The 21,813-nt window shown below is 72.0% G+C and carries 6 protein-coding genes; 2 read left to right on the top strand and 4 right to left on the bottom strand.

Translation table 11 applies throughout. The annotated features are described in order from the left end of the window. Positions 1-82: 82 nt before the first annotated feature. Positions 83-1,261, top strand: a complete 1,179-nt coding sequence (locus ACFYNU_RS34380) for an acyl-CoA dehydrogenase family protein (RefSeq protein ID WP_356596698.1) — start codon at positions 83-85, stop codon at positions 1,259-1,261. A 127-nt stretch (positions 1,262-1,388) separates the two neighbouring features. Here the strand turns inward: ACFYNU_RS34380 and ACFYNU_RS34375 are convergent, their stop codons facing one another. Further along, entirely contained in the window at positions 1,389-2,471 is a 1,083-nt protein-coding gene (locus ACFYNU_RS34375) for a hypothetical protein (protein WP_356596696.1), read from the bottom strand. Between the two features lie 198 nt (positions 2,472-2,669). Between ACFYNU_RS34375 and ACFYNU_RS34370 the strand changes: the two genes are divergently transcribed. Then, positions 2,670-3,305 (top strand): TetR/AcrR family transcriptional regulator, encoded by a 636-nt coding sequence (locus ACFYNU_RS34370; protein WP_356596694.1) that lies wholly within the window; start codon positions 2,670-2,672, stop codon positions 3,303-3,305. A 112-nt stretch (positions 3,306-3,417) separates the two neighbouring features. Here the strand turns inward: ACFYNU_RS34370 and ACFYNU_RS34365 are convergent, their stop codons facing one another. From ACFYNU_RS34365 to ACFYNU_RS34355, 3 genes are all read right to left on the bottom strand, one after another. Then, complete coding sequence (locus tag ACFYNU_RS34365) at positions 3,418-17,175, bottom strand: type I polyketide synthase (protein WP_356596692.1); 13,758 nt, start codon at positions 17,173-17,175, stop codon at positions 3,418-3,420. Between the two features lie 293 nt (positions 17,176-17,468). Further along, entirely contained in the window at positions 17,469-19,046 is a 1,578-nt protein-coding gene (locus tag ACFYNU_RS34360; protein WP_356596690.1) for an aminotransferase class III-fold pyridoxal phosphate-dependent enzyme, read from the bottom strand. A gap of 219 nt (positions 19,047-19,265) precedes the next feature. Then, positions 19,266-21,521, bottom strand: coding sequence for a BTAD domain-containing putative transcriptional regulator (locus ACFYNU_RS34355; protein WP_356596688.1), 2,256 nt, complete (start codon positions 21,519-21,521; stop codon positions 19,266-19,268). Positions 21,522-21,813 lie beyond the last annotated feature (292 nt).

Genomic DNA, 21,813 nt, shown 5'->3' with positions numbered 1-21,813 from the left:
CCATAATCGAAGAAGGGCCGCGCCGTAGTCGCGCCTTCCATCACTTCGCACACCGACGACCAATGAGGGTTGAGGAGTCAGGATGACCACGCCTGCAATTGAATCGGAATCGATACTGGAGGCAGTGCGGGAAATCGTCCCCCGGCTCCGTGAGAACGGGATCAAAGCCGAGGAGGACCGCTGGATCCCGAACGAGAACATCGAACTTCTGAACAAGGCCGATGTGTTCCGGGTGGCGGTTCCGAAGCGATTCGGCGGGCTGGATCTGCCGGTGACGGAGCAGGCGAGGATCATCGAGGAGGTGAGCCGCGGCTGCGGCTCCACCGGCTGGATCCTGTGTTCCTGGATCTCCAGCGCGTGGATCGCCACGCAGTACTCCGACAAGGCCCAGGAGGAGATCTTCGCCGACGGCGCCGTACGCATCTCCGGCGGCTTCACCCCGACCGGGACGGCGGTGGAGACCGAGGGCGGCTACACCCTCAACGGCAGCTGGCGGTTCAACACCGGTATCCGCGGCGCCCACTGGAACATCCACGCCGCCATGCTCCAGCGGCCGGGCCAGGAGGACGAGGAGATCTTCGCCTTCGTACCGGTCTCGGAGGTGGAGATCCTGGACGACTGGGACGTCTCGTCGGCGTCCGGCACGGGCAGCTCGACCACGCGCCTGACCGATGTGTTCGTCCCCTCGCACCGGGTGGCCGGCGCCGTCGAGGCGCTCGAAGGCCTGGTCGAGGGCCGCAGCAACACCGGTGCTACGGGCCGCAACTACGGGCTCACGGCGCTGGTCATGGCGCTCTCCGTGCCCGTCTACACCGGGCTCGCGCGGGCCGCCCTGGAGCTTTTCCTGGGCCGGCTGCCGGGTCGGGGCATCGCCTACACCCACTGGGCCGAGCAGCGTGAGCACCCGTACACGCAGATCCAGGTCGCGACCGCTGCGAACAAGATCACCGCGGCCGAGGGGCTCGCGGCCGGCTGGCTGCGCCGTATGCAGACGGCCGCGGACGCCGGGGAGCAGCTGCCGATGGAGCAGCGGGTGGCCACGCGTGGGCAGATGGGGTACGCGGTGCAGCTGCTGAAGGAGGCCGTGGGCGTTCTGCACGATGTCAGCGGCGCCTCGATCATCCAGCGCACCGTGCCCTTCCAGCGGGTCCACCGGGACATCGAAGGGCTGTATCTGCACGGGCTGATGACACCGCTGGGCAGTCTGGAGGCCCACGGCCGGGTCTTGGTGGGGCTCGACCCCGACACCGACTACCTGTAAGCGACGGGCCGCCGAAGGCCCGAACAGCCCCTGAGCGCCGACCGGTCCCGGCCGGTCGGCGCGAGCCGAGTCCGGTGCCCGCGTCCTCAACGCGGCGCCGGACTCGACCCGTTGGGGCGTCAGGCTCTCATTCCGGGGCTGTGGAAGCCGGGCCGGAGCGGGTGCGGGTCCGGGTGCGGGTGCGGGGGCGGTCGCGGCCGTACTTCGCGAGCGTGTGGAAGGCGGCTTTGGGCTCCCACGGCAGGCCCGGGAAGGCGGTGCCGGTGCGGCCGTCGCCGAGGACCTTGACCACGCCGAAGGACGCCTTGTCGAAGTCGCGGTCGTCGTCGGCGCCCGAGTACGGGAGGTCGTAGCGGGCGAAGGTGTTGACGAAAGCCGCGTCGACGGCGGACTCGTCGAAGACGTCGAGGAGTTCACGCAGGTAGTCGGCCTGTTCCTGTTCGTCACGTATGACGGGGCTGGTGAACCGCGCCGGACGGGCCCGGTCGTCCCACGCGATGACGGCGTCGCCCCGGCCGCCGGCGTCGGCGGCCCCGCGGTAGGTGGTGCAGCCGAACTCGGTGACGGCGGCCGGTCTGCCGTGTGCGGTCAGTGCCCGCAGTCCGTCGGTGAGCCGGTCGGCGGTCCGCGCGTCGCGGTAGCCGGCGTCGGTGGCCACGATGTCGAACGGCGCCCAGTCGACGCCCTCGAACGGAAGTGAGGCGTATCCGATCCGGCCGCCGAACCGGGTGCGCACGGCGGCCACGGCCTCGCCGAGGAAGGCGTTGACCCGGGCGGGGAGTCCGGGCAGCGCGGCCCGCAGTCGCCGCGGGTCGGCGAGGACGGCGGCGCGTTCCTCGAAGGTGTCGCCGGGGAGCATACCGGCGGTGAAGAGGGAGATCTCCGAGCCGGTGAGGAAGACGACCTCGGCGCCCGCGCGGCGCAGCCGTTCGGCGCGTTCGGCGCCGTCGGTGAGGAAGTCGAGGAGTTCGCCACGGGTGAGGCCGTTGGTGAACGGTGAGTACCAGACCTCCAGTCGGGCGTCGGCGGCGTGTCGCGCGGCCGTCTCGAGCCGGTCGCGGTCGCCGCCGGTGACGCGTACGGCGTCGCAGCCCAGCTCGTCGCGGATGATCCGCATCTCGCGGCGGACGACGGCGGAGTCGAAGGGTTCGCGGGTGGTGGTGCCCGCGGTGGTGAAGCCGGTGTCGTAAGTGATGCCGAAGGTACGCACGACGGGTGCTCTCCTCGCGTCCTACGGTACCTGCCGTACCGTACTGGGTACTCAACGTACCTTACGCATGTCCTGGAGCGGCACGCACGGGACGCCGTGACGGACGCCTTCACGGACGCCGCGAGAAGCGCCGTGACGGACGCCGGAAAGTACGATGCGTACCGTAGATCCAGAGGTGCGGGCGAGAGAGGACGGCCGGTGGCACAAGCCGGGAAGGAACCGCCGCGGACCCCGTCGACGCGGCGACGCGGGGCCGAGCTGGAGGACGCCATCCTGCGCGCGGCTGCCGAGGTGCTCAAGGAGTCCGGCGTCCCGGCCCTGACGATGGACGAGGTCGCCCGGCGGGCCGGGACGAACAAGAACGCGCTGTACCGGCGTTGGCCGAACCGCGTCGCGCTCGGGGTGGCGGCGTACCGCCGGCTGGCCGCGGCCGAGACCGTGCTGCCGGACACCGGCTCGCTGCGCGGCGACACCCTGGAGATGCTGCGGCAGGCGAACAGCACCTGGGCGTCACCGTACGGGGAGATCCTGCGCGGCCTGATCGCGGCGGCCGGCGGCGCCCCGGAACTGCTGGCCGAGCTGCGCGACCCGGCGGCGGACGGCGCGCACGCGGCGGCCTGGCTGACGTTGCTCGGCCGAGCGGTGGCCCGCGGCGAGGCCGCGCCCGAGGCACTGCACCCCCGCGTCGCGTACACGCCCATGGCGCTGCTGCGCAACGAGTACGTGCTGCTCGGAGTCCCGGCCGTGCCCGACGCCGTCCTCACGGAGATCGTGGACGAGGTCTTCCTGCCGCTGGTCCACGGACGCGGCGCCCCGCGCGCCGGAACGGACTGATCACGCCTCGATACGGACACCAGGTCCTGCCCGGCGGATGTCCGCCGGACAGGACCTGGTGCGTGTGGCGACAAATCCCGCATCCCGGGCGACGCCGCTTGCCGGACCCGCCCTAGTCGAGTTCGTCCACCAGCGCGAACAGTTCCTCGTCACTCGCCGCGTCGAGGTTCGCCTCGGCGGCACTGTCCTTGCCGGTGTCCGTACCCGTACCGTCGGCCAGCCTCAGGAGTTCCCGCAGCTGATCCGCCACCCGCGCCAGCGCTTCGCCGTCCGAGGCCAGCGACACCATCGCCGCCTTGGCGCGGCTCAGATCGGCGAGGACGGGTGCGGCGGTCGTGTCGGATGCGGGCTCGACCTTGATCTGCCCGGCGAGGTACTGGGCGAGAGCGGTGGGGGTGGGGTGGTCGAAGACGAGCGTGGTGGGCAGGCGCAGGCCGGTCACCGCGTTGAGCTTGTTCCGCAGCTCCACGGCGGTGAGCGAGTCGAAGCCCAGCTCCCGGAAGGGCCGGCCGACACCGATCGCACCGTGCCCGGCATGGCCCAGGACATCGGCGACCTGGTCACGCACCACGTCGGCCATCACCTCCGCCCGCTCGTCCGCCCCGAGCGCGGCAAGCCGGCGCACCAGACCCGACGCCCCGTCACCACCCGCGTCGTCGGCCGCCGCCCGGCGCCGACGCGCCGTGGCCGGAACCAGCGCGCGCAGCATCGGATGGGTGTCGTCGCCCTGCCGGCGCAGGACGGCCGTGTCCACACCGGTCACCGCGTACAGACCCCGTCCGCTCGCCACCGCGGCGTCGAACAGGACCATCGCCTCGTCCGACGGCAGTGGTGACAGTCCCAACCGCGCCAGACGCCGCAGATCGGTGTCGTTCAGCCCACCACTGATCGTGCTGGACTCCGACCACAGTCCCCAGGCGAGCGACGTGCCGACGAGCCCACGAGCCCGCCGATGCGCGATCAACGCGTCCAGGAACGTGTTGCCCGCCGCGTAGTTCCCCTGCCCCGCGTTGCCGATCAGCCCCGCCACCGACGAGTACACGACGAACGCCGACAGATTCAGCTCCCGGGTCAGCTCGTGCAGATTCCATGCCGCGTCGACCTTCGGACGCAGCACCGCGTCCAGCCGGTCCGCCGTCAACTCCCCCAGTACGGCGTCGTCCAGGACGCCGGCCGTATGCACCACCGCGCTGATCGGTGCCTCCGACGGGACCTCGGCGAGTGCCTTCGCCAGCGCTCCACGGTCCGCCGCGTCACACGCCGCGAAGGAGACCGAGGCGCCCAACTCTCCCAGTTCGGCGGCGAGTACGTCCGCCTCCGGGGCCTGGTCGCCGCGCCGGCTGAGCAGCAACAGCCGTCGCGCCCCGCGCCCGGCGAGATGGCGCGCCAGGACACGGCCCAGCGTGCCGGTTGCGCCTGTGATCAACACGGTTCCCTCGTCCCAGCGGGGAGTGCGGGACTCGTCCGGCGTACCGGCAGCGGCCCGGGTGAGCCGTGGGGCGAGGAACCGGCCTGCGCGCAGGGCGACTTGGGATTCCTCCGTGCCCACGGCGGCGGGCACCCGGTGCGCGTCGCCTTCGTCGTCGAGGTCGACGAGGACGATCCGTCCGGGGTTCTCGGTCTGCGCGACACGCAGCAGACCCCACACTCCGGCGTGCACCAGATCCGGCACATCCGCCTCGGCCTCGCCGGACCCGGCCGCCACCGCACCGCGCGTCACCACCACGAGCCGCGCCCCGGCCAGCCGCTCATCGGCCAGGAACGTCCGCACCTGCTCCAGCATCCGGCGCAGGGCGTCACGCGCCAGGCCGGGAGTCTCCTCGCCGTGGTGGCCGGCAGACTCCGGGATCAGCGGGCAGAGCACGGTGTGCGCACCGGCCCGAGCCACTGCTTCCAGATCCGGGTACGACCTCACGGAGGCATCCGGCCAGGCGCCCAGAGCGGCCCAGCCTGTCTGGTCCACGACGGTGTCGGGCGCTCCGACCTCGGACCAGGAGACGGGGAAGAGGCCCTCCCGCCCGGTGTCGGCAGCCGCCCGTAGCGCTTCCTTCGACAGCGGCCGCAACGACAACGCCCGCACCGCGGCCAGCGGAGCGCCTGCGCCATCGGCCACGGTCAACGACACCACGTCCGACGCCGCCTCGGACCACGCGATCCGCACCCGCAGGCGTGACGCCCCTGTCCCGGACACCCGTACGTCCGACCAGGAGAACGGAAGCAGGTCCGCCTCCCGCCCCTCCACGGCCCCCAGCAGCAGCGGATGCAACGCCGCGTCCAGCAGCGCCGGATGGAGTACGAACTCGCCCGACCCCGCCGCCGCGCCCTCCGGCAGCACCACCTCCGCGAACGTCTCGTTCACACCGCGCCACATCCGCCGCAGCCCCTGGAACGCCGGACCGTACGCATAGCCCCGCTCGGCCAGACGCTCGTACGCGCCGTCAAGATCCGCCTCGACCGCACCGGCCGGAGGCCATGCCGTCAGGCCGCCGTCGACGTCCCCGGCATCACTCGTGGCCAAGCTGCCGTGGGCGTTCAGCACCCAGTGGGCGTCGGGGACCCGGGAGTGGATCTCCACCGGGCGGAACCCGACGGCGTCGGGCGCGCCGACCACCAGCTGTAGCTGAACCGCACCGTCCTCCGGCAGCACCAGCGGCGCCGCCATCGTCAGCTCCTCCACCACCTCGGCACCCACCTGCTCACCGGCCCGGACGACCAGCTCCAGCAGCCCGGTCGCGGGTACGGGCACCACGCCCGCGACCGCGTGCTCGGCCAGCCACGGATGCGTACGCAGAGAGAGTCGTCCCGTGAACATCGTTTCGTCACGTCCGGCCACGCTCATGGCCGCGCCGAGGAAGGGATGTTCCATGGGGTCGAGTCCGAGCCCGTCGGCGTTCGCCACGTCGGCCGGTCCCTCCAGCCAGAAGCGCCGGCGCTGGAAGGCGTAGCTGGGCAGTGGCACGCGCCGGGCGGAGGGCAGTACGGCCTCCCAGTCGGGTTCGGCGCCGACCAGCCCGAGCAGGGCGAGTGCGCCCATGACGGTCTCGGCCTCCGGCCGGCCCTTGCGCAGGGCGGGGACAAGGACGTCGGCCTCGGCCGTGAGGGAATCCTGGACGAGGGCGGTGAGTACGGGGTCGGGTCCCAGTTCGACGAAGCGGGTGACGCCCTCGGCCTCCAGATAACGCACGCCGTCGTGGAAGCGGACAGCCTCACGGATATGTCTGGCCCAGTAGTCGGCCGAGGCCAGTTCCTCCTCCGTCGCCAGCGTCCCTGTCACGTTGGAGACGATCGGAATACGCGGTTTCCGGAAGTCCAGCCCGGACACCATCTGCCGGAACTCCTCCAGTACTCCCTCCATATGAGCGGAGTGGAAGGCGTGACTGACCGTCAGACGCTTTGTGCGGGCGCCTCGTTCGCGCCACAGCGCCACCATCTCGTCGACCGCTCCCTCGTCACCCGAGATCACCACCGACCGGGGCCCGTTGATCCCCGCGACATCCACCACACCGCCGCCGTCGACCAGTCGGGCATCGAGGACGGTACGTACCTCCTCCTCGGAGGCCCCGATCGCCGCCATGGCACCGCCCTCCGGCGCCGCCTGCATCAGCCGCCCCCGCTCGGCGACCAGCACCGCCGCGTCGGCCAGGTCGAGGACTCCGGCCACGTGCGCGGCCGTCACCTCGCCGATGGAGTGCCCGAGCAGGAAGTCCGGACGGAGCCCGTGGTGCTCGAACCAGCGGAACAGCGCCACCTCCACCGCGAACAACGCCGCCTGGGTGAAGGCCGTCCGGTCGATCAGCGTCGCGTCGGAGGAATCCTCGCGGGCGAAGAGCACGTCCTTGACCGGGCGCACCGTCTCACTGTCGAGATGGGCGGCCACCTCGTCGAGAGCGCGGGCGAACACCGGCGAGGAGGCGTACAACTCCCGCCCCATGCCCAGGCGTTGGCTGCCCTGCCCGGTGAACAGGAACGCGGTCCTGCCACGGAGGGGCGTGCTGCCGCGCAGGAGTTGGGGCGAGGTGGCGCCCCGGGCCAGGGCATCGAGCCCGGCGAGGAGCGATTCACGGTCGGCGCCGACGACGGCGGCCCCGTGGTCCATGACGGCCCGGGAGTCCGCGAGCGAGAACGCGACGTCGGCGGGGGTGAGTTCGGGACGTCCGGACACATGGGTGTGCAGCCGTCGGGCCTGCGCTTGCAGGGCGTCATCGCTACGGGCGGTGAGGAGCCAGGGCACCACGACGTCGGTTCCGGGGGTACGTCCGGTGGGGGGCGTCTCCGCCGGCGGCTGTTCGATGATGACGTGGGCGTTGGTGCCGCTGATCCCGAAGGAGGAGACGCCGGCGCGGCGTGGACGGCCGGACCCCGGCCACTCACGCGACCGCGTCAGCAACTCAACAGCACCCGACTCCCAATCGACATGCCCCGACGGCTCGTCCACATGCAACGTACGAGGCAGCACACCGTGCCGCATCGCCTCCACCATCTTGATCACACCACCCACACCCGCAGCGGCCTGCGCATGACCGATGTTCGACTTCAACGACCCCAGCCACAACGGACTCCCGCCCCCCGGACGCTCCTGCCCATACGTGTTGAGCAGCGCCTGCGCCTCGATCGGATCCCCCAGCGCCGTACCCGTCCCATGCGCCTCCACCGCGTCGATGTCCGCCGCACCCAACCCCGCGTCCGCCAACGCCCCACGGATCACCCGCTCCTGCGACGGACCGTTCGGCGCCGTCAGACCATTCGACGCACCGTCCTGATTGATCGCGGTTCCCCGTACGACGGCAAGGACGTTGTGCCCGAGGCGGCGGGCGTCCGACAACCGCTCCACCAGCAGCAGCCCCACTCCCTCCGACCAGCCCGTCCCGTCCGCGCCCGCCGCGAACGCCTTGCACCTGCCGTCGGCGGCGAGACCCCGCTGACGCGAGAACTCCACGAACGTGGTGGGCTGCGCCATCACCGTCACACCACCGGCCAGCGCCAGGTCGCATTCGCCTCGGCGCAGGGCGTTCGCCGCCAGATGCAGAGCGACCAACGACGACGAACACGCCGTGTCCACCGTCACCGCCGGACCCTCGAACCCGTACGTGTAGGAGACACGGCCGGACAGGACACTGGAGAGGTTGCCCGCGAGGAGGAAGCCCTCGAACTCGCCCGGTGACGCGCTGACATGGACCGGGTAGTCGTCGTACATCGCACCCATGTAGACGCCCGTGGCGCTGCCCCGTACGGTCGCCGGGTCGATGCCGGCGCTCTCCAGCGCCTCCCAGGTGGTTTCCAGGAGCAGTCGCTGCTGGGGGTCCGTGGCGGTCGCCTCGCGGGGCGACATCCCGAAGAACTCCGCGTCGAACAGATCCGCGTCATGGAGGAAACCGCCGTGGCGGGTGTAACTCGTCCCCGCCTTCTCCGGATCCGGGTCGTACAACCCCTCAAGGTCCCAGCCCCGGTTCGACGGGAATCCGCTCACCGCGTCCACGTCCTCGGAGACCACACGCCACAGGTCGTCCGGCGAGGACACCCCGCCCGGATACCGGCACGCCATCCCCACGATGGCGATCGGCTCGTCCGCCGCGCTCCCGCGTCGCGCCCGGGGTGCGGCAGGGGCCTTCGGCTGGGCGAGCCGGCTGACGACGTACGACGCGAGCGCCTGGGGCGACGGGTGGTCGAAGACGACGGTGGAGGGCAGCCGCAGGCCCGTGGCCAGGCCCATTTGGTTGCGCAGTTCGACGGCGGCCATCGAGTCGAAGCCGATGTCGTTGAAGGCGCGCTCGGGTGCGACGGCCGAGGCCCCGGAGTGGCCGAGGACGGCGGCGACCTTGGTGCGTACGAGTTCGAGGGCGGCCTCGCCCCGCTTCTCGACGGGAAGCGCGCTCGTCCGGCGTACCCATTCGGAGCCCTGCCCGGTGTCCTGCTTGGTCCGCGCGGTGCGGCCCGTGCGGACGGTGCGGGCGGGCAGCAGATCGCGGAAGAGCGGGCCGGGTTCGCCGTCCGCGAGGCGCCGGGGGTTCAGGGCCACGGGGACGAGCAGCGCGGTGGTGCGTGACAGGGCCGTGTCGAACAGGGCGAGGCCCTGCTCGGGGGTGAGCGGCGGCAGGCCGGCCCGTTCCCAGCGGGCGAACTCGGCGGTGGTGAGGGTGGAGCCCATGCCGTGAGTGGCGTCCCACAGGCCCCAGGCGAGCGATGTCGCGGGCAGGCCCTGGGCCCGGCGGTGTGCCGCCAGCGCGTCGAGGGCGGCGTTCGCGGCGGCGTAGTTGGCCTGTCCGGCGGTGCCGGTGAGGCCGGAGACCGAGGAGAAGAGGACGAACGCCCGCAGGTCCAGGTGCGCGGTCAGCTCGTGCAGATGCCGGGCCGCGTCGGCTTTCGGGCGCAGTACGGCGTCGAGCCGCTCGGGGGTCAGCGCCGGGATCGTCGCGTCGTCCAGGACGCCGGCCGTGTGGACGACGGCGGTCAGCGGGTGGGCCGCCGGCACGGTGTCGAGGAGCGCGGCGAGGGCGCCCCGGTCGGAGACGTCGACGGCTTCGACGCTGACGGTGGCGCCCAATTCGGTGAGTTCCGCCGTCAGTTCCGCGGCTCCGGGTGCGGCGGCTCCCCTGCGGCTGGTCAGCAGCAGATGGCGGACGCCGTGGGCCCCGACCAGGTGCCGGGCGAAGAGCGCGCCGAGTCCGCCGGTGCCGCCGGTGACAAGGACGGTGCCGTCCGGGTCGACGGCGGGCTCGGGGTCCGGACCCGCCGGTGCGGCGGGCGCGAGTCGTGGCACGGTCAACCGGTCGTCTCGTACGGCCAGTTGGGGCTCGCCGGAGTGGAGCGCGGCGGCCAGGAGGGCGGCCGTGGCGTCGGTGGCGGCCGTGCCGTCGCTGTCGTGGGTGGCGTCGAGGTCCAGCAGCATCAGGCGGCCGGGATGCTCGGACTGGGCGGAGCGGACCAGGCCCCACACGGGGGCCGTGTCGAGATCGGTGACGTCCTCGCCGGGCCGGGCGGCGACCGCGCCCGAGGTCACCACGGCCATACGCGAGTCGGCGAACCGCTCGTCGGCAAGGAACTCCTGGACCAGACGCAGCACACGGTGGGTCGCCGCGTGCCGCCCGTCGGCGGGAGCCGCCGAGGGGCGGACAACGATGACGTCGGCCGGTTCGACACCGGTGAGGGTGTCCCCCACGACTTCCGCCGAGGTGAGGTCCTCGGTCGGCGGCTGCGCGGTGAGGGCCGGCCAGCGCAGCTCGTACAGCGCGTCGCTCACGGCTGTCGTGGCCGGCTGCGCCCTGGCGGTGGCTCGTAGGGTCAGGGAGTCGATGTCGGCCACGGGCGCGCCGGTGCCGTCCGCCAGGGTCAGACCGAAGGTGTCGGTGCCGGGCCCGCGCGGGCTGATCCGGACGCGGAGTTCGGTGGCGCCCGCCGCGTGCAGGGTCACGCCCGCGAGGGCGAACGGCAGCCGGATGGTCTCCGGCTCCGCGTCGACGGCGGCGGCCAGCACCAGCGGATGCAGGGCCGCGTCGAGGAGCGCGGGGTGCAGTCCGAAGCGGCCCGCGGCCTCGGCGCTGTCGGCCGGCAGACGGATCTCGGCGTAGATGTCGTCGCCGGCGCGCCACAGCGCCGTGAGGCCGCGGAAGGCGGGGCCGTAGAAGTAGCCGAGGTCGGCGAGGCGGTCGTACGCGTCGTCCACCGGTTCCGGTACGGCGTCGGCCGGCGGCCATACGGCCAGGGACGCCGTCGGATCGGCGGCGGGCGCCGAGGGGGCGAGGGTGCCGGTGGCGTGGCGGGTCCAGTGCCGGGCGCCGCCCTCGGTGTCGGGGCCCGCGTGGACGGTGAAGGCGCAGGCGCCGGTGTCGTCGGCCGCGCCGACGGTCACCTGGACGCGTACGTCCTCGCCCTCGGTGAGGGCGAGAGGCGCTTCCAGGGTGAGGTCCTCCACGTGCGGCAGGCCGAGGTGGTCGCCCGCGGCGACGGCCAGTTCGAGGAAGGCCGTGGCGGGAAGCAGTGTCCCGGTGCCGATGCGGTGGTCGGCGAGCCAGGGCTGGTCCGCGAGTGAGAGGCGCCCGGCGAGGACGGTGTCCTCGTGTCCGGCGAGGTCGACGGCGGCGGTGAGCAGCGGGTGGTCCGCGGTGTCGAGGCCGAGGCCGCGCGCGTCGGCCGCTGTCCCCGGGGCCAGCCAGTAGTGCTCGCGGGTGAAGGCGTACGTGGGCAGGTCCATGTACGGGGCGCCGGGGAAGAACGCCGTGGCGTCCAGGGCTGCGCCCTCGGTGTGGGCGCGGGCGATGCCCCTGGCCAGGGTGTCGGCCTCGGGGTGGCCGGGGCGCAGCAGGGCGACGGCGGCGGCTGTCTCGTCCAGGGTGGTGCGGGCGAGGGTGGAGAGGACGGCGTCGGGGCCGACCTCGATGAGGACGGTGACGCCCTGGCGGCCGAGTTCGCGCACGGTGTCGGTGAAGCGGACGGTGGCGCGGATCTGGTCGGTCCAGTAATCGGGCGAGGTAAGACTGTCGGGGGCGGCGAGCTCACCGGTGACACTCGACACCACAGGGATCACCGGCGGGTGATACGTGATGCCCGCGGCAACCGACCGGAACTCCTCCAGAATCCCGTCCATGTGCGGCGAGTGGAAAGCATGACTCACACTCAGACGCCTCGTCCTACGACCCCGAGCCGCCAACTGCCCGGCCACCTCACCGGCAGCCACCGCATCACCCGAAATCACCGTGGACACCGGCGAGTTGAGCGCCGCGACCGCCACCCGGTCCGCCACACCCTCCAGCAGAGACAGAACCTCCTCCTCACCCGCCTCCACCGCGATCATCGCCCCACCAGACACCGCAGACTGCATCAAACCCGCACGCGCACCCACCAACCTCGCCGCATCCCCCAGCGAGAACACCCCCGCCACATGAGCCGCCGCCAACTCACCAATCGAATGACCCGCCACAAAATCAGCACCCACACCCAAATGGGCCAATAACCGGAACAACGCCACCTCGACAGCGAACAACGCCGGCTGAGTGAAAACCGTCTCGTGGATCAGGGCGGCGTCGGGGCCTTGGGGATCGGCGAACAGCACATCGCGCAACGGCCGCTCCAGCCGGCCCTCGAAAGCCTGGCACACCTCGTCGACAGCCTCGGCGAAAACGGGATGGGTGGCGTACAACTCCTGTCCCATGCGCAGGTGTTGCGCGCCCTGGCCGGTGAACAGGAAGGCTGTGCGACCGGCCGCGGCGGCGCTTCCGGTGAACACGTCGGGGTGCTCGTGACCGGCCGCGAGCGCGGCGAGCGCGGCGACGCGGTCCGCGACGCGGGGGCCGAAGACGACGGCGCGTTCCTCGAACGTGGTGCGCGTCCCGGCCAGGGACCGACCGACCGAAGCGAGGTCGGCGCCGTCGGTGGTGTTCAGGTGCGCGGACAGCCGGGCCGCCTGGGCTCGCAGGGCCTGCGGGGAACGGCCGGACACGACCCAGGGCGCGGCGACATCGGCCACGGGGGCGGTCCCAGCGGCCCCGGCTTTCCCGGCCGCGTCGGCGGTCCCAGCCGGGTCGGCGGTCTCGGCCGCCAGGTCGTACTCCACGACGACGTGCGCGTTGGTGCCGCTGATGCCGAACGACGACACGGCGGCGCGGCGCGGCGCGCCGGCATCCGGCCAGGGCCTGGCCTCGGTGAGGAGTTCGACGGCGCCCGCGGACCAGTCGACCCTCGGGGTCGGCTCGTCGGCGTGGAGTGTCCTGGGCAGGACGCCGTGGCGCAGCGCCTGCACCATCTTGATGACTCCGCCGACACCCGCTGCGGCCTGGGCGTGCCCGATGTTCGACTTGAGCGAGCCCAGATACACCGGTTCGCGGTCCCCGCGCCCCGTCCCGTACGTCGCCATGAGGGCTTCGGCCTCGATGGGGTCGCCGAGTGTGGTTCCGGTGCCATGGGCCTCGACCGCGTCGATGTCGGCGCTGGTCAGTCCGGAGTCGGCCAGCGCCTGGTGGATGACGCGCCGCTGGGCGAGGCCGCTGGGCGCGGTGAGGCCGTTGCTGGCGCCGTCCTGGTTGACGGCGGAGCCGCGCAGGACGGCGAGTACGGTGTGGCCGTTGCGGCGGGCGTCCGAGAGCCGTTCGAGGAGCAGTACGCCGACGCCTTCGGACCAGCCGGTGCCGTCGGCCCCCGCGGCGAACGACTTGCAGCGGCCGTCGGGGGCGAGTCCTCGTTGCCGGGAGAATTCCACGAACATGCCGGGACTGGCCATGACGGTGGCGCCGCCGGCCAGGGCCAGGTTCGTCTCGCCGTCGCGCAGCGAGCGGATCGCCAGATGCAGGGCGACCAGTGACGAGGAACAGGCGGTGTCCACGGTCAACGCGGGCCCGAGCAGGCCGAGTTGGTAGGCGATGCGACCGGACATGACGCTGCTGGTGGAGCCGGTGAGGACGTTGCCCTGTACGGATCGCGGGGCGTCCTGCATTCGGGGCCCGTACTCCAGGGCGGTCGCTCCGACGAAGACGCCGGTGCGGGTGCCGCGCAGCGTCTCGGGCAGGAGGCCGGCGCGTTCCACGGCCTCCCAGGAGGTTTCGAGGAGCAACCGCTGCTGGGGGTCCATCGCGAGGGCCTCGCGCGGGGAGATCCCGAAGAAGGCGGGGTCGAAGTCCCCGGCGTCGTGCAGGAATCCGCCGTGTCGTACGGCGCTCCTGCCCTGCTGTTCGGGGTCCGGGTCGTACAGGTCGTGGGGCCAGTTACGGTTCGTCGGGAACTCGCTGATCGCGTCGCCGCCCTCGGACAGCAGACGCCACAGGTCCTCGGGGGAGGCGATGCCGCCCGGGAAGCGGCAGGCCATGGAGACGACGGCGATGGGCTCGCCGCTCTCGGCCTCCGCCGCCGCCGGGTCGGCGGCGGGTGCGGAGCCGAGCAGTTCCGACTCCACGAACTCGATGAGCGCGCCCGGCGTGGGGTGGTCGAAGAGCAGCCCCGTGGGCAGACGCAGCCCGGTCGCGGCGGCGAGGGAGGAGCGCAGCTCCGTGGCCATCAGGGAGCTGAAGCCCAGTTTCTGGAACGGGGAGTGCTGTGGGGCGCGTTCGTCGGGCCCGTAGTCGAGTACGGCGGCGATGTGCCGGTCGACCAGGTCGGTCACGGCCTGCCGGCGCGCGGTGTCGGACAGCGCGGCCAGGCGTGCCCCGAGTGCGCCCTGCGGTTCGGGTACCGGCTCGGCGGGTGCGGCCGAGGGTGGGGTGAGTGGTTCTTGTGCGGTGCTGGGTGTGCCGCCCTCGAACCAGTGGTGTCGCCGCTGGAAGGCGTACGTGGGCAGATCGGTCCGCCGGGCACCGGTGCCCTCGAAGTACGCGGGCCAGTCGACCTCGGTGCCTCGTACGAACAGGGTCGCGAGCGCCGTGAGGAACGTCTGCGTCTCGCCTCGGTCGCGGCGGAGCGTCACGGTGGTCGTGGTGTCGGGGTGGTCGGCGGTGTCGTGGGCGAGGCCGGCCAGGACGGCGTCGGGGCCGACTTCGAGGTAGGCGGTGACGCCTTCGTCCTGGAGGGTGCGCACGGTGTCGGTGAAGCGGACGGTGGCCCGGATCTGGTCGGTCCAGTAATCGGGCGAGGTAAGACTGTCGGGAGCGGCGAGCTCACCCGTGACACTCGACACCACAGGAATCACCGGCGGGTGATACGTGATGCCCGCGGCAACCGACCGGAACTCCTCCAGAATCCCGTCCATGTGCGGCGAGTGGAAAGCATGACTCACACTCAGACGCCTCGTCCTACGACCCCGAGCCGCCAACTGCTCGGCCACCTCACCGGCAGCCACCGCATCACCCGAAATCACCGTGGACACCGGCGAGTTGAGCGCCGCGACCGCCACCCGGTCCGCCACACCCTCCAGCAGAGGCAGAACCTCCTCCTCACCCGCCTCCACCGCGATCATCGCCCCACCAGACACCGCAGACTGCATCAAACCCGCACGCGCACCCACCAACCTCGCCGCATCCCCCAGCGAGAACACCCCCGCCACATGAGCCGCCGCCAACTCACCGATCGAATGACCCGCCACAAAATCAGCACCCACACCGAAGTGAGCCAACAACCGGAACAACGCCACCTCGACAGCGAACAACGCCGGCTGAGTGAAAGCCGTCTCGTCAAGGCCCTCCCCGTCGGCGATGATCTGCGCGACCGAGCGCCCCAGATGGGGATCGAGAGCGGCTGCGACCTCGTCGAACGCGGCGGCGTACACGGGGAAGGCCGCGTACAACTCCTGTCCCATACCGATCCGTTGCGCGCCCTGCCCGGTGAACAGGAACGCCGTACGGCCCGGTGCCGCCTCGCCCGTGACCACACCGGACGCGGGCATGCCCGCCGCCGCGGCGGCGAGTCCGTCCACCAGTCCCGCGGAATCCGAGGCGAGCACCACGCTCCGGTGCGCGTGCGCGGTACGGGTCGCGGCGAGGGACCAGCCAATGTCCACCGGCGACGACCCGGCGCGGGCCGTGACGAACGTCCGCAGCCGCTCAGTCTGGGCGAGCAGCGCGGTCCGGCTCGCGCCGGAGACGACCCACGGCAGGACCGTGGGGGTGAGGGGACTGGTCTCCTCGGGTGCGTCCTCGGGTGCGTCCTCGGCCGCCGGCACCTCGCTGACGACGACGTGGGCGTTGGTGCCGCCCATGCCGAACGAGCTGACGCCCGCGACCAGTTGACGGTCCGGGCTCGGCCAGCCCGTCAGCTCGTGCTGCACGGCGAGGCCGAGTTCGGCGAGCGGGATCGCCGGGTTCGGGGTGTCGAAGTTGAGGCTGGCCGGCAGCTCCCGGTGATGGATGCTCAGGAGTGCCTTGATCAGGCCGGCGATACCGGCGGCACCCTCCAGGTGTCCGATGTTGGTCTTGACGGAGCCGACGCGCAGCGCCCCTTCTGCGGCCCGCCCCGCGCCGAGCGCGGCACCGAGCGCGGCGGCCTCGATGGGATCGCCCACCGGGGTGCCGGTGCCGTGCAGTTCGACGTACTGCACCTCGTCGGCGGCGATGCCCGCCCGCTCGCGGGCGGCGCGCAGCACCTGCTCCTGGGCGTCACGGCTCGGCACGGTCAGGCCGTCGGTGGCACCGTCGTTGTTGACCGCGGTGCCGCGGATCACGCCGTACACGCGGTCGCCGTCGGCCAGTGCCCGGCGCAGCGGCTTGAGTACGACGACACCGCTGCCCTCACCGGGCACGAAGCCGTTGGCGCGCGCGTCGAAGGTGTACGTCGTCCCGTCCGGGGACAGCGCGCCGAACCGCTGCTCGGTGACGGTGTTCTCGGCGAGCAGGTTGAGGTTGACACCCGCGGCGACGGCGGCCGTGGACTCGCCGTGGCGCAGGCTCTCGCAGGCCAGGTGGACGGCCACCAGCGAGGAGGACTGGGCGGAGTCCACGGTCAGGCTCGGTCCGCGCAGGCCCAGCAGGTGCGAGACACGGTTCGCGATGACACCGCGGTTGACACCGGTCATCGTGTGCTGGGCGATGGCCCGCGCACCGTGCTGGTACAGCAGGTTGGTGTAGTCGTCGCGCAGGGTGCCGACGAACACGGCGGTCCGGCTGCCACGCAGCGACGCCGGTACGATGCCCGCGTCCTCCAGCGCCTCCCAGGCCAGTTCGAGGACGAGCCGCTGCTGCGGGTCCATCGCGGCGGCCTCGCGCGGTGACACCGCGAAGAACGCCGCGTCGAACTCCCCTACGCCGTCGAGGAATCCGCCACGGGTGACGGCCGCCCCGGCGTCCTCGCCCCACCGGTCGGCCGGCACGTCGGTGATCGCGCTCGAACCGCTCCTGAGAAGCTCCCAGAACGCGGCGGGCCCGTCGGCTCCGGGAAGCCGGCAGGACAGACCGACGACGGCGATGGGCTCCTGGCGCTCGATGTCCGTGTCGACCGGTGTCGGAGCGTGCTCACTCATCATGAACCTCGGCTGACCTTTCATACGTGTCCTCTCCGCACGCCGGCGCTTTCGCAGACGTGCGGAGAGAGGGAGCGGAAACGGTGATGGACGCGCCGGACCGGCGGAGGTCTCCCCGGACGGGGGTCTCCCCCAACACCGGGGAACGGGGCGGTGATCAGATGGGTCGGTGATCAGGTGGGGCGACGTTCCGTGGAGCGTCAGTGGGAGCGAGGGTGGGAGCAGGGGCCGGCTGCCGACGGCCGTACGGTCGGCGCCGGGCGGTCAGGCGTCAGGCGGTCGGACGTCAGGCGTCAGGCACGCACGGCCAGACGGTGCGACGCCTGCTCGCGCAGAATCCCGCAGACATCGGTGAGGGCCCGCTCCAGAAGGTCGATCTCCTCGTCCGTGATCAGGATCGAGGGCTCGAAACGCAGCGTGCTGACAGCACTGGCCGTGGGGAAGGTCCGAATGGCGTGGGCGTTGAGCAGGTGGCCGGCGACGACGTACCCGAACAGGCCGGAGCGGGACGCGTCGCGTATCACCTCGTCCTCGGCCTCGGACTGGTCCTGGAACTCCAGGCCCAGCATCAGGCCCCTGCCGCGTACCTCCTTGACCACGTCGGGGAACGCGGCGCGCACCTTGTCGAGCATGCTCTCCAGGGCGGCGCCACGCTCGGTGGCCTGCCGGTAGGCCCGGCCCCCGTCGGCTTCGAGAAGTTCGAGGACCTTCAGCGCCAGATGGCAGGAGAAGTGGTCCTTGGCGAAGGTCGAGCTGTGCACCAGCTCGAACTGCGGGCGGTAGCGGGCCGCGCGCACCAACATGACGGCGGCCTTGGCGATGCCGCCGCCCAGAGCCTTGGCGAGCACGTAGTAGTCGCCGCGCAGCCCCAGGTGGGAGCTGGCGAGGAGCGCGCCGGTGCGGCCCATGCCGCTCTGGATCTCGTCGATGACGAGCGGACAGTCGGCGCTCTCGCCGAACTCCTGGATCCGGCGGGCGAATTCCACGGAGAGGGGCCGGATGCCGCCCTCGCCCTGGACGGGTTCCAGGAGGAAGGCGCAGAAGGCGGGGTGCGGGCGCTCGACGAGCCGCAACTCGCCGCCGTCGAGGGCGGGTTGCAGCAGGGTGCCGCGCTCCTGTTCCAGGATCTCGCGCAGTGCCTCGGGCCGGTCCTGGGGGACGAACCGGGTCCGGGCGCCCAGTGCCGCGAACGGCGTCCGGTAGCCCTCGTTGTGGGTCAGCTGCACGCTGCCCATCAGCTTTCCGTGGAAGCCGCCCTCCAGGGCCAGGAACACCGGAGCCCGCCCGCCCTGCTCCGCGTTCCTGCGGGTGACCTCGGCGAGCACGTCCTCGGCGGTGGCCTGACCGGTGAGCCCAAGCCGCCCGGGCACGTCGGCCGCGACGGTGACCTGCCCGGCGGTCACGGCCGCGCGCACCTGCTCGCTGCCCGCCTCGATCTCCGCCAGGATCTCCCCGAGCCGCAGGACACGGTCCATCTCGGCGTGTTTGACCGCGGCCTCGACGGCCTCGGCGCCGCTGTTGGCGAAGGTGGCGTAGTACGGCTCGTCGGTGCCGGTCTCGCGGTGGACGATCCGGTTCAGCTCGGCGGCCAGTTCGTTGGCGTACGGGTGCGACGAGAACTGGGCGTGCACCGGCGACTGTTCGTCCAGGAGCTGCCGTGCGCGCGCCACGACGGCGGGGTGGTTGTGCCCGAAGATCAGCGACCCGTAGCCGCCCGCGTAGTCGACGACGGGGGTCTCGGTGCCGTCCTCGTTCCGGCGGTAGAGCGTGTTTCCCTCGGCGCGTACGTACTCCACGTCGAGACCTGCGGTGGCCAGCAGAGCGCGCAGGTTGGGCTCGGCGAGTTCGGATACAGCCGGTCCTGATTGCATGTCTGGCTCCTCGTCGGGTGCGGAAGGGATATCTGAAACGGGGCCGGCCGCGCTCCGAACACCCGGGAGAACTGACCTCCATCCTGTTTCGCTCTTCGCGATTCACGGTCACGACGAGGTCATCCGCTCTTCCGCGGTGGGGAGATGGGCGGGGGGGGGGGGGGGGGGGGGGGGGGGGGGGGGGGGGGGGGGGGGGGGCCGCCCCCCCCCCCACCCCGTTCATCCGCTGAAACTCTCCGATCCCTCGCTGCGGGACGCGGAGAGGAGGAACTCCACCAACTGCTCGTTGGTGATCCGCTCGGGCCAGTCCAGAGTGACCGTGGTCGTGTGGCTCTTGCCGCCGGCCCAGGACGGCCGCCGGGCCAGCAGCTCGGGGCCCGCGCAGGCGACCACGAACAGGGCACCCGACCCGGCGGCCTCGGCCAGCCCCTCGACGGCGTCCAGGACCGTGTCGGGAGCGAGGTGGAGGTCGTCCAGGCACAGCACGAGAGGGCGCCGCTGCGCGGCCTCCTGGATGAACTCCCGCCAGGCGTCCAGGATCTCTCCCGGGCACAGCTGCCCGTAATGGAGCTCGACGCCCTCGGTGATGAGGAGAAACCGCAGTCTCTCCAGTCGCAGCCGCGCCGTCTCCTCGGAGGGGTAGAGGGAGTGAACCTCCCGTGCGAGGGCGGCCTGGGCGGTCTCCTCGTCGTCGTCGGGCCCGATATCGCAGTACATCGACAGGATGTGGCTCGCCACCGTCAGCGGAAACTCCTCGGTCTCCTCGGACGTGTGCGCCGCCATGAGCACCTGGGGCGCCTCGGGCTGGTCGACGGCCCAGCAGGCCAACTCGCCCAGCAGTCTGCTCTTTCCGCTGCCGGCCTCGCCGAGAACGGTGACCAGATGAGGTACGGACCGGTGCTGCGCGCGTCTCATCAGACCGCGCAGCACATCGACCTCGACGTCCCACTCCTCGTCCTCGGAGCACCCTCCCAGGGCTCGCCAGCCCACGGCCGGGGCGGCGCAGCGACGGTAGAAGACGGAGTGCTCGCTGGCCTCCTTGACGGTGTCGCTGACCCGTACTTCCCCGGCCGGTACGTCGGAGAGAAGCCGCTGGCACTCGTCGAGAACCGCGCCGACCACGGTCGGCGGCTCCCCGCGGCCCCGTCTGCGGAGCAGTACCTCTCCGCTGGTGACCACGGCGTGGACCGCCGACTGCGGCGCGGCGGACCCCGAGTCGATGGAGACGTCGAGGGCGTCGCGGATGGCGAGGGCCGCGAGTACGGCCTGGCGGGCCTCGTTGCCGTCGCTGTCGTCCAGGCCGAACAGACCGAAGCAGACGGAGCCGATGGACGCCGTCACCGTGCCGCCGAACCGCTCGATCTGCTCCCTGACCAAGAGGGCCGCGCCGTCCAGGAGGTCTTCGTGGTCCTGGTCGTCGGCGCCTCCCAGGGAGGGCGCGATATGGGTGCGTACGGAGACGACGCAGACCTGACGGCGGTCGCGGCCGTCCGGCGCCGTACCACCCGCGCCGGCCTCCTGGCCCGCTCTGCGGTCCGGGCGCGCCTCGGGGAGGCGTACCACCTCACCGGTCCCGCCGCCTCCGCCGCCTCCACCGCTTCCACCGGTCCCGCCGGTCCCGCCGGCCGGTGCGGTCACCGTCAGGCGCTCCCTGGCGGCCTCGCCGTCCATGGTGGGCGGCAGACCGCGAACGGGGGCGCGTTCCAGCGCGAGTTCCGGATCCTGGGTGAGGATCGCCTGTTGCAGCCACTGGAGGCTGCGGCCGGGCTCAAGGCCGAGGTTCTCCACCAGGACGGCGCGGACCCGGCTGTAGACGGCGAGCGCGTCGGCCTGCCGTCCGCATCGGTAGAGGGCCAGCATCAGATGCCCGCAGGAGCGTTCGCGGAGCGGCTCGGCGCTCACCATGGTCTCCAGCTCGGCGAGTACCTCGTGGTGCCTGCCGCAGGCCAGCTGTGTCTCGAAGTAGTCCTCCAGGACGTCGAGCCGGGTGTTCTGGATCGCGGTCAGCTCGGGCCATTCGATGCCCTTCTCCACGAGGTCGGCGAGGGCGGGGCCGCGCCACAGTTCCAGGGCGTCGTGCAGCAGGAGCGCCGCCGCCTCCGGTTCGTTCCGGACGAGGCGGTCCCTGCCCTGGCCGACCCAGGTGTGGAACAGGTGCAGATCGACCTGCTCGGGCGGTACGGACAGCATGTAGCCGGGTGGCTGCGTGAGCAGCGACCCGCCCGGCTCGTCGCCGGCGGTACGACAGGACGGCAGTACGCCGCGCAGTCCGTAGATCGCGTTCTGAAGGATCTTGCGCGCGGTCATCGGAGCGTCGTCGACGCCCCACAAGGCGTTCAGGAGCTGGCTGGTGGCCACCACCTTGTTCGCGTGCAGAATCAGAAACCCGAGCGTGGCACGCTGCTTGGTGCCGCCGAGCCCCACCGTTTCACCGTTGTGGACCACTTCCATCGGCCCCAGTAATCGGAATTGCATCGATCCCCCCATCTCACGATCCGTCCACTGACCCCACCGCAAGAATGATCGCTGATCCGGAGCGCCCCCGAACCGGTCAACGACCTCTCACTCTCCAGAGTGCTTGAGGGCGGTCCAAGCCCACACAAATCTCGGACAAGGCCCCCTGCCGCACTCCTGACCAGGCCGGGTCGGGGGGGGGGGGGGGGGGGGGGCCCCCCCCGGGGGGGGGGGGGGGGGGGGGGGGGGGGGGGCCCGGGGGGGAGTTGGCCCTTCAGCGGGCCCCACTCGTTCGGGTCCGGGACGCCCGGGG

The organism is Streptomyces sp. NPDC006643, from assembly GCF_042870175.1.
Classification (GTDB): Bacteria; Actinomycetota; Actinomycetes; order Streptomycetales; family Streptomycetaceae; genus Streptomyces.
The sequence above is the reverse complement of the archived record's forward strand: the minus strand, read 5'-3'. Positions and strand labels throughout refer to the sequence as shown.

Bases quoted from the DNA above. Each gene is read 5' to 3' on its own strand.
- ACFYNU_RS34380 (WP_356596698.1), top strand. From the start codon at position 83: ATGACCACGCCTGCAATTGAATCGGAATCGATACTGGAGGCAGTGCGG.
- ACFYNU_RS34365 (WP_356596692.1), bottom strand. From the start codon at position 17,175: ATGAGTGAGCACGCTCCGACACCGGTCGACACGGACATCGAGCGCCAG.
- ACFYNU_RS34360 (WP_356596690.1), bottom strand. From the start codon at position 19,046: ATGCAATCAGGACCGGCTGTATCCGAACTCGCCGAGCCCAACCTGCGC.
- ACFYNU_RS34355 (WP_356596688.1), bottom strand. From the start codon at position 21,521: ATGCAATTCCGATTACTGGGGCCGATGGAAGTGGTCCACAACGGTGAA.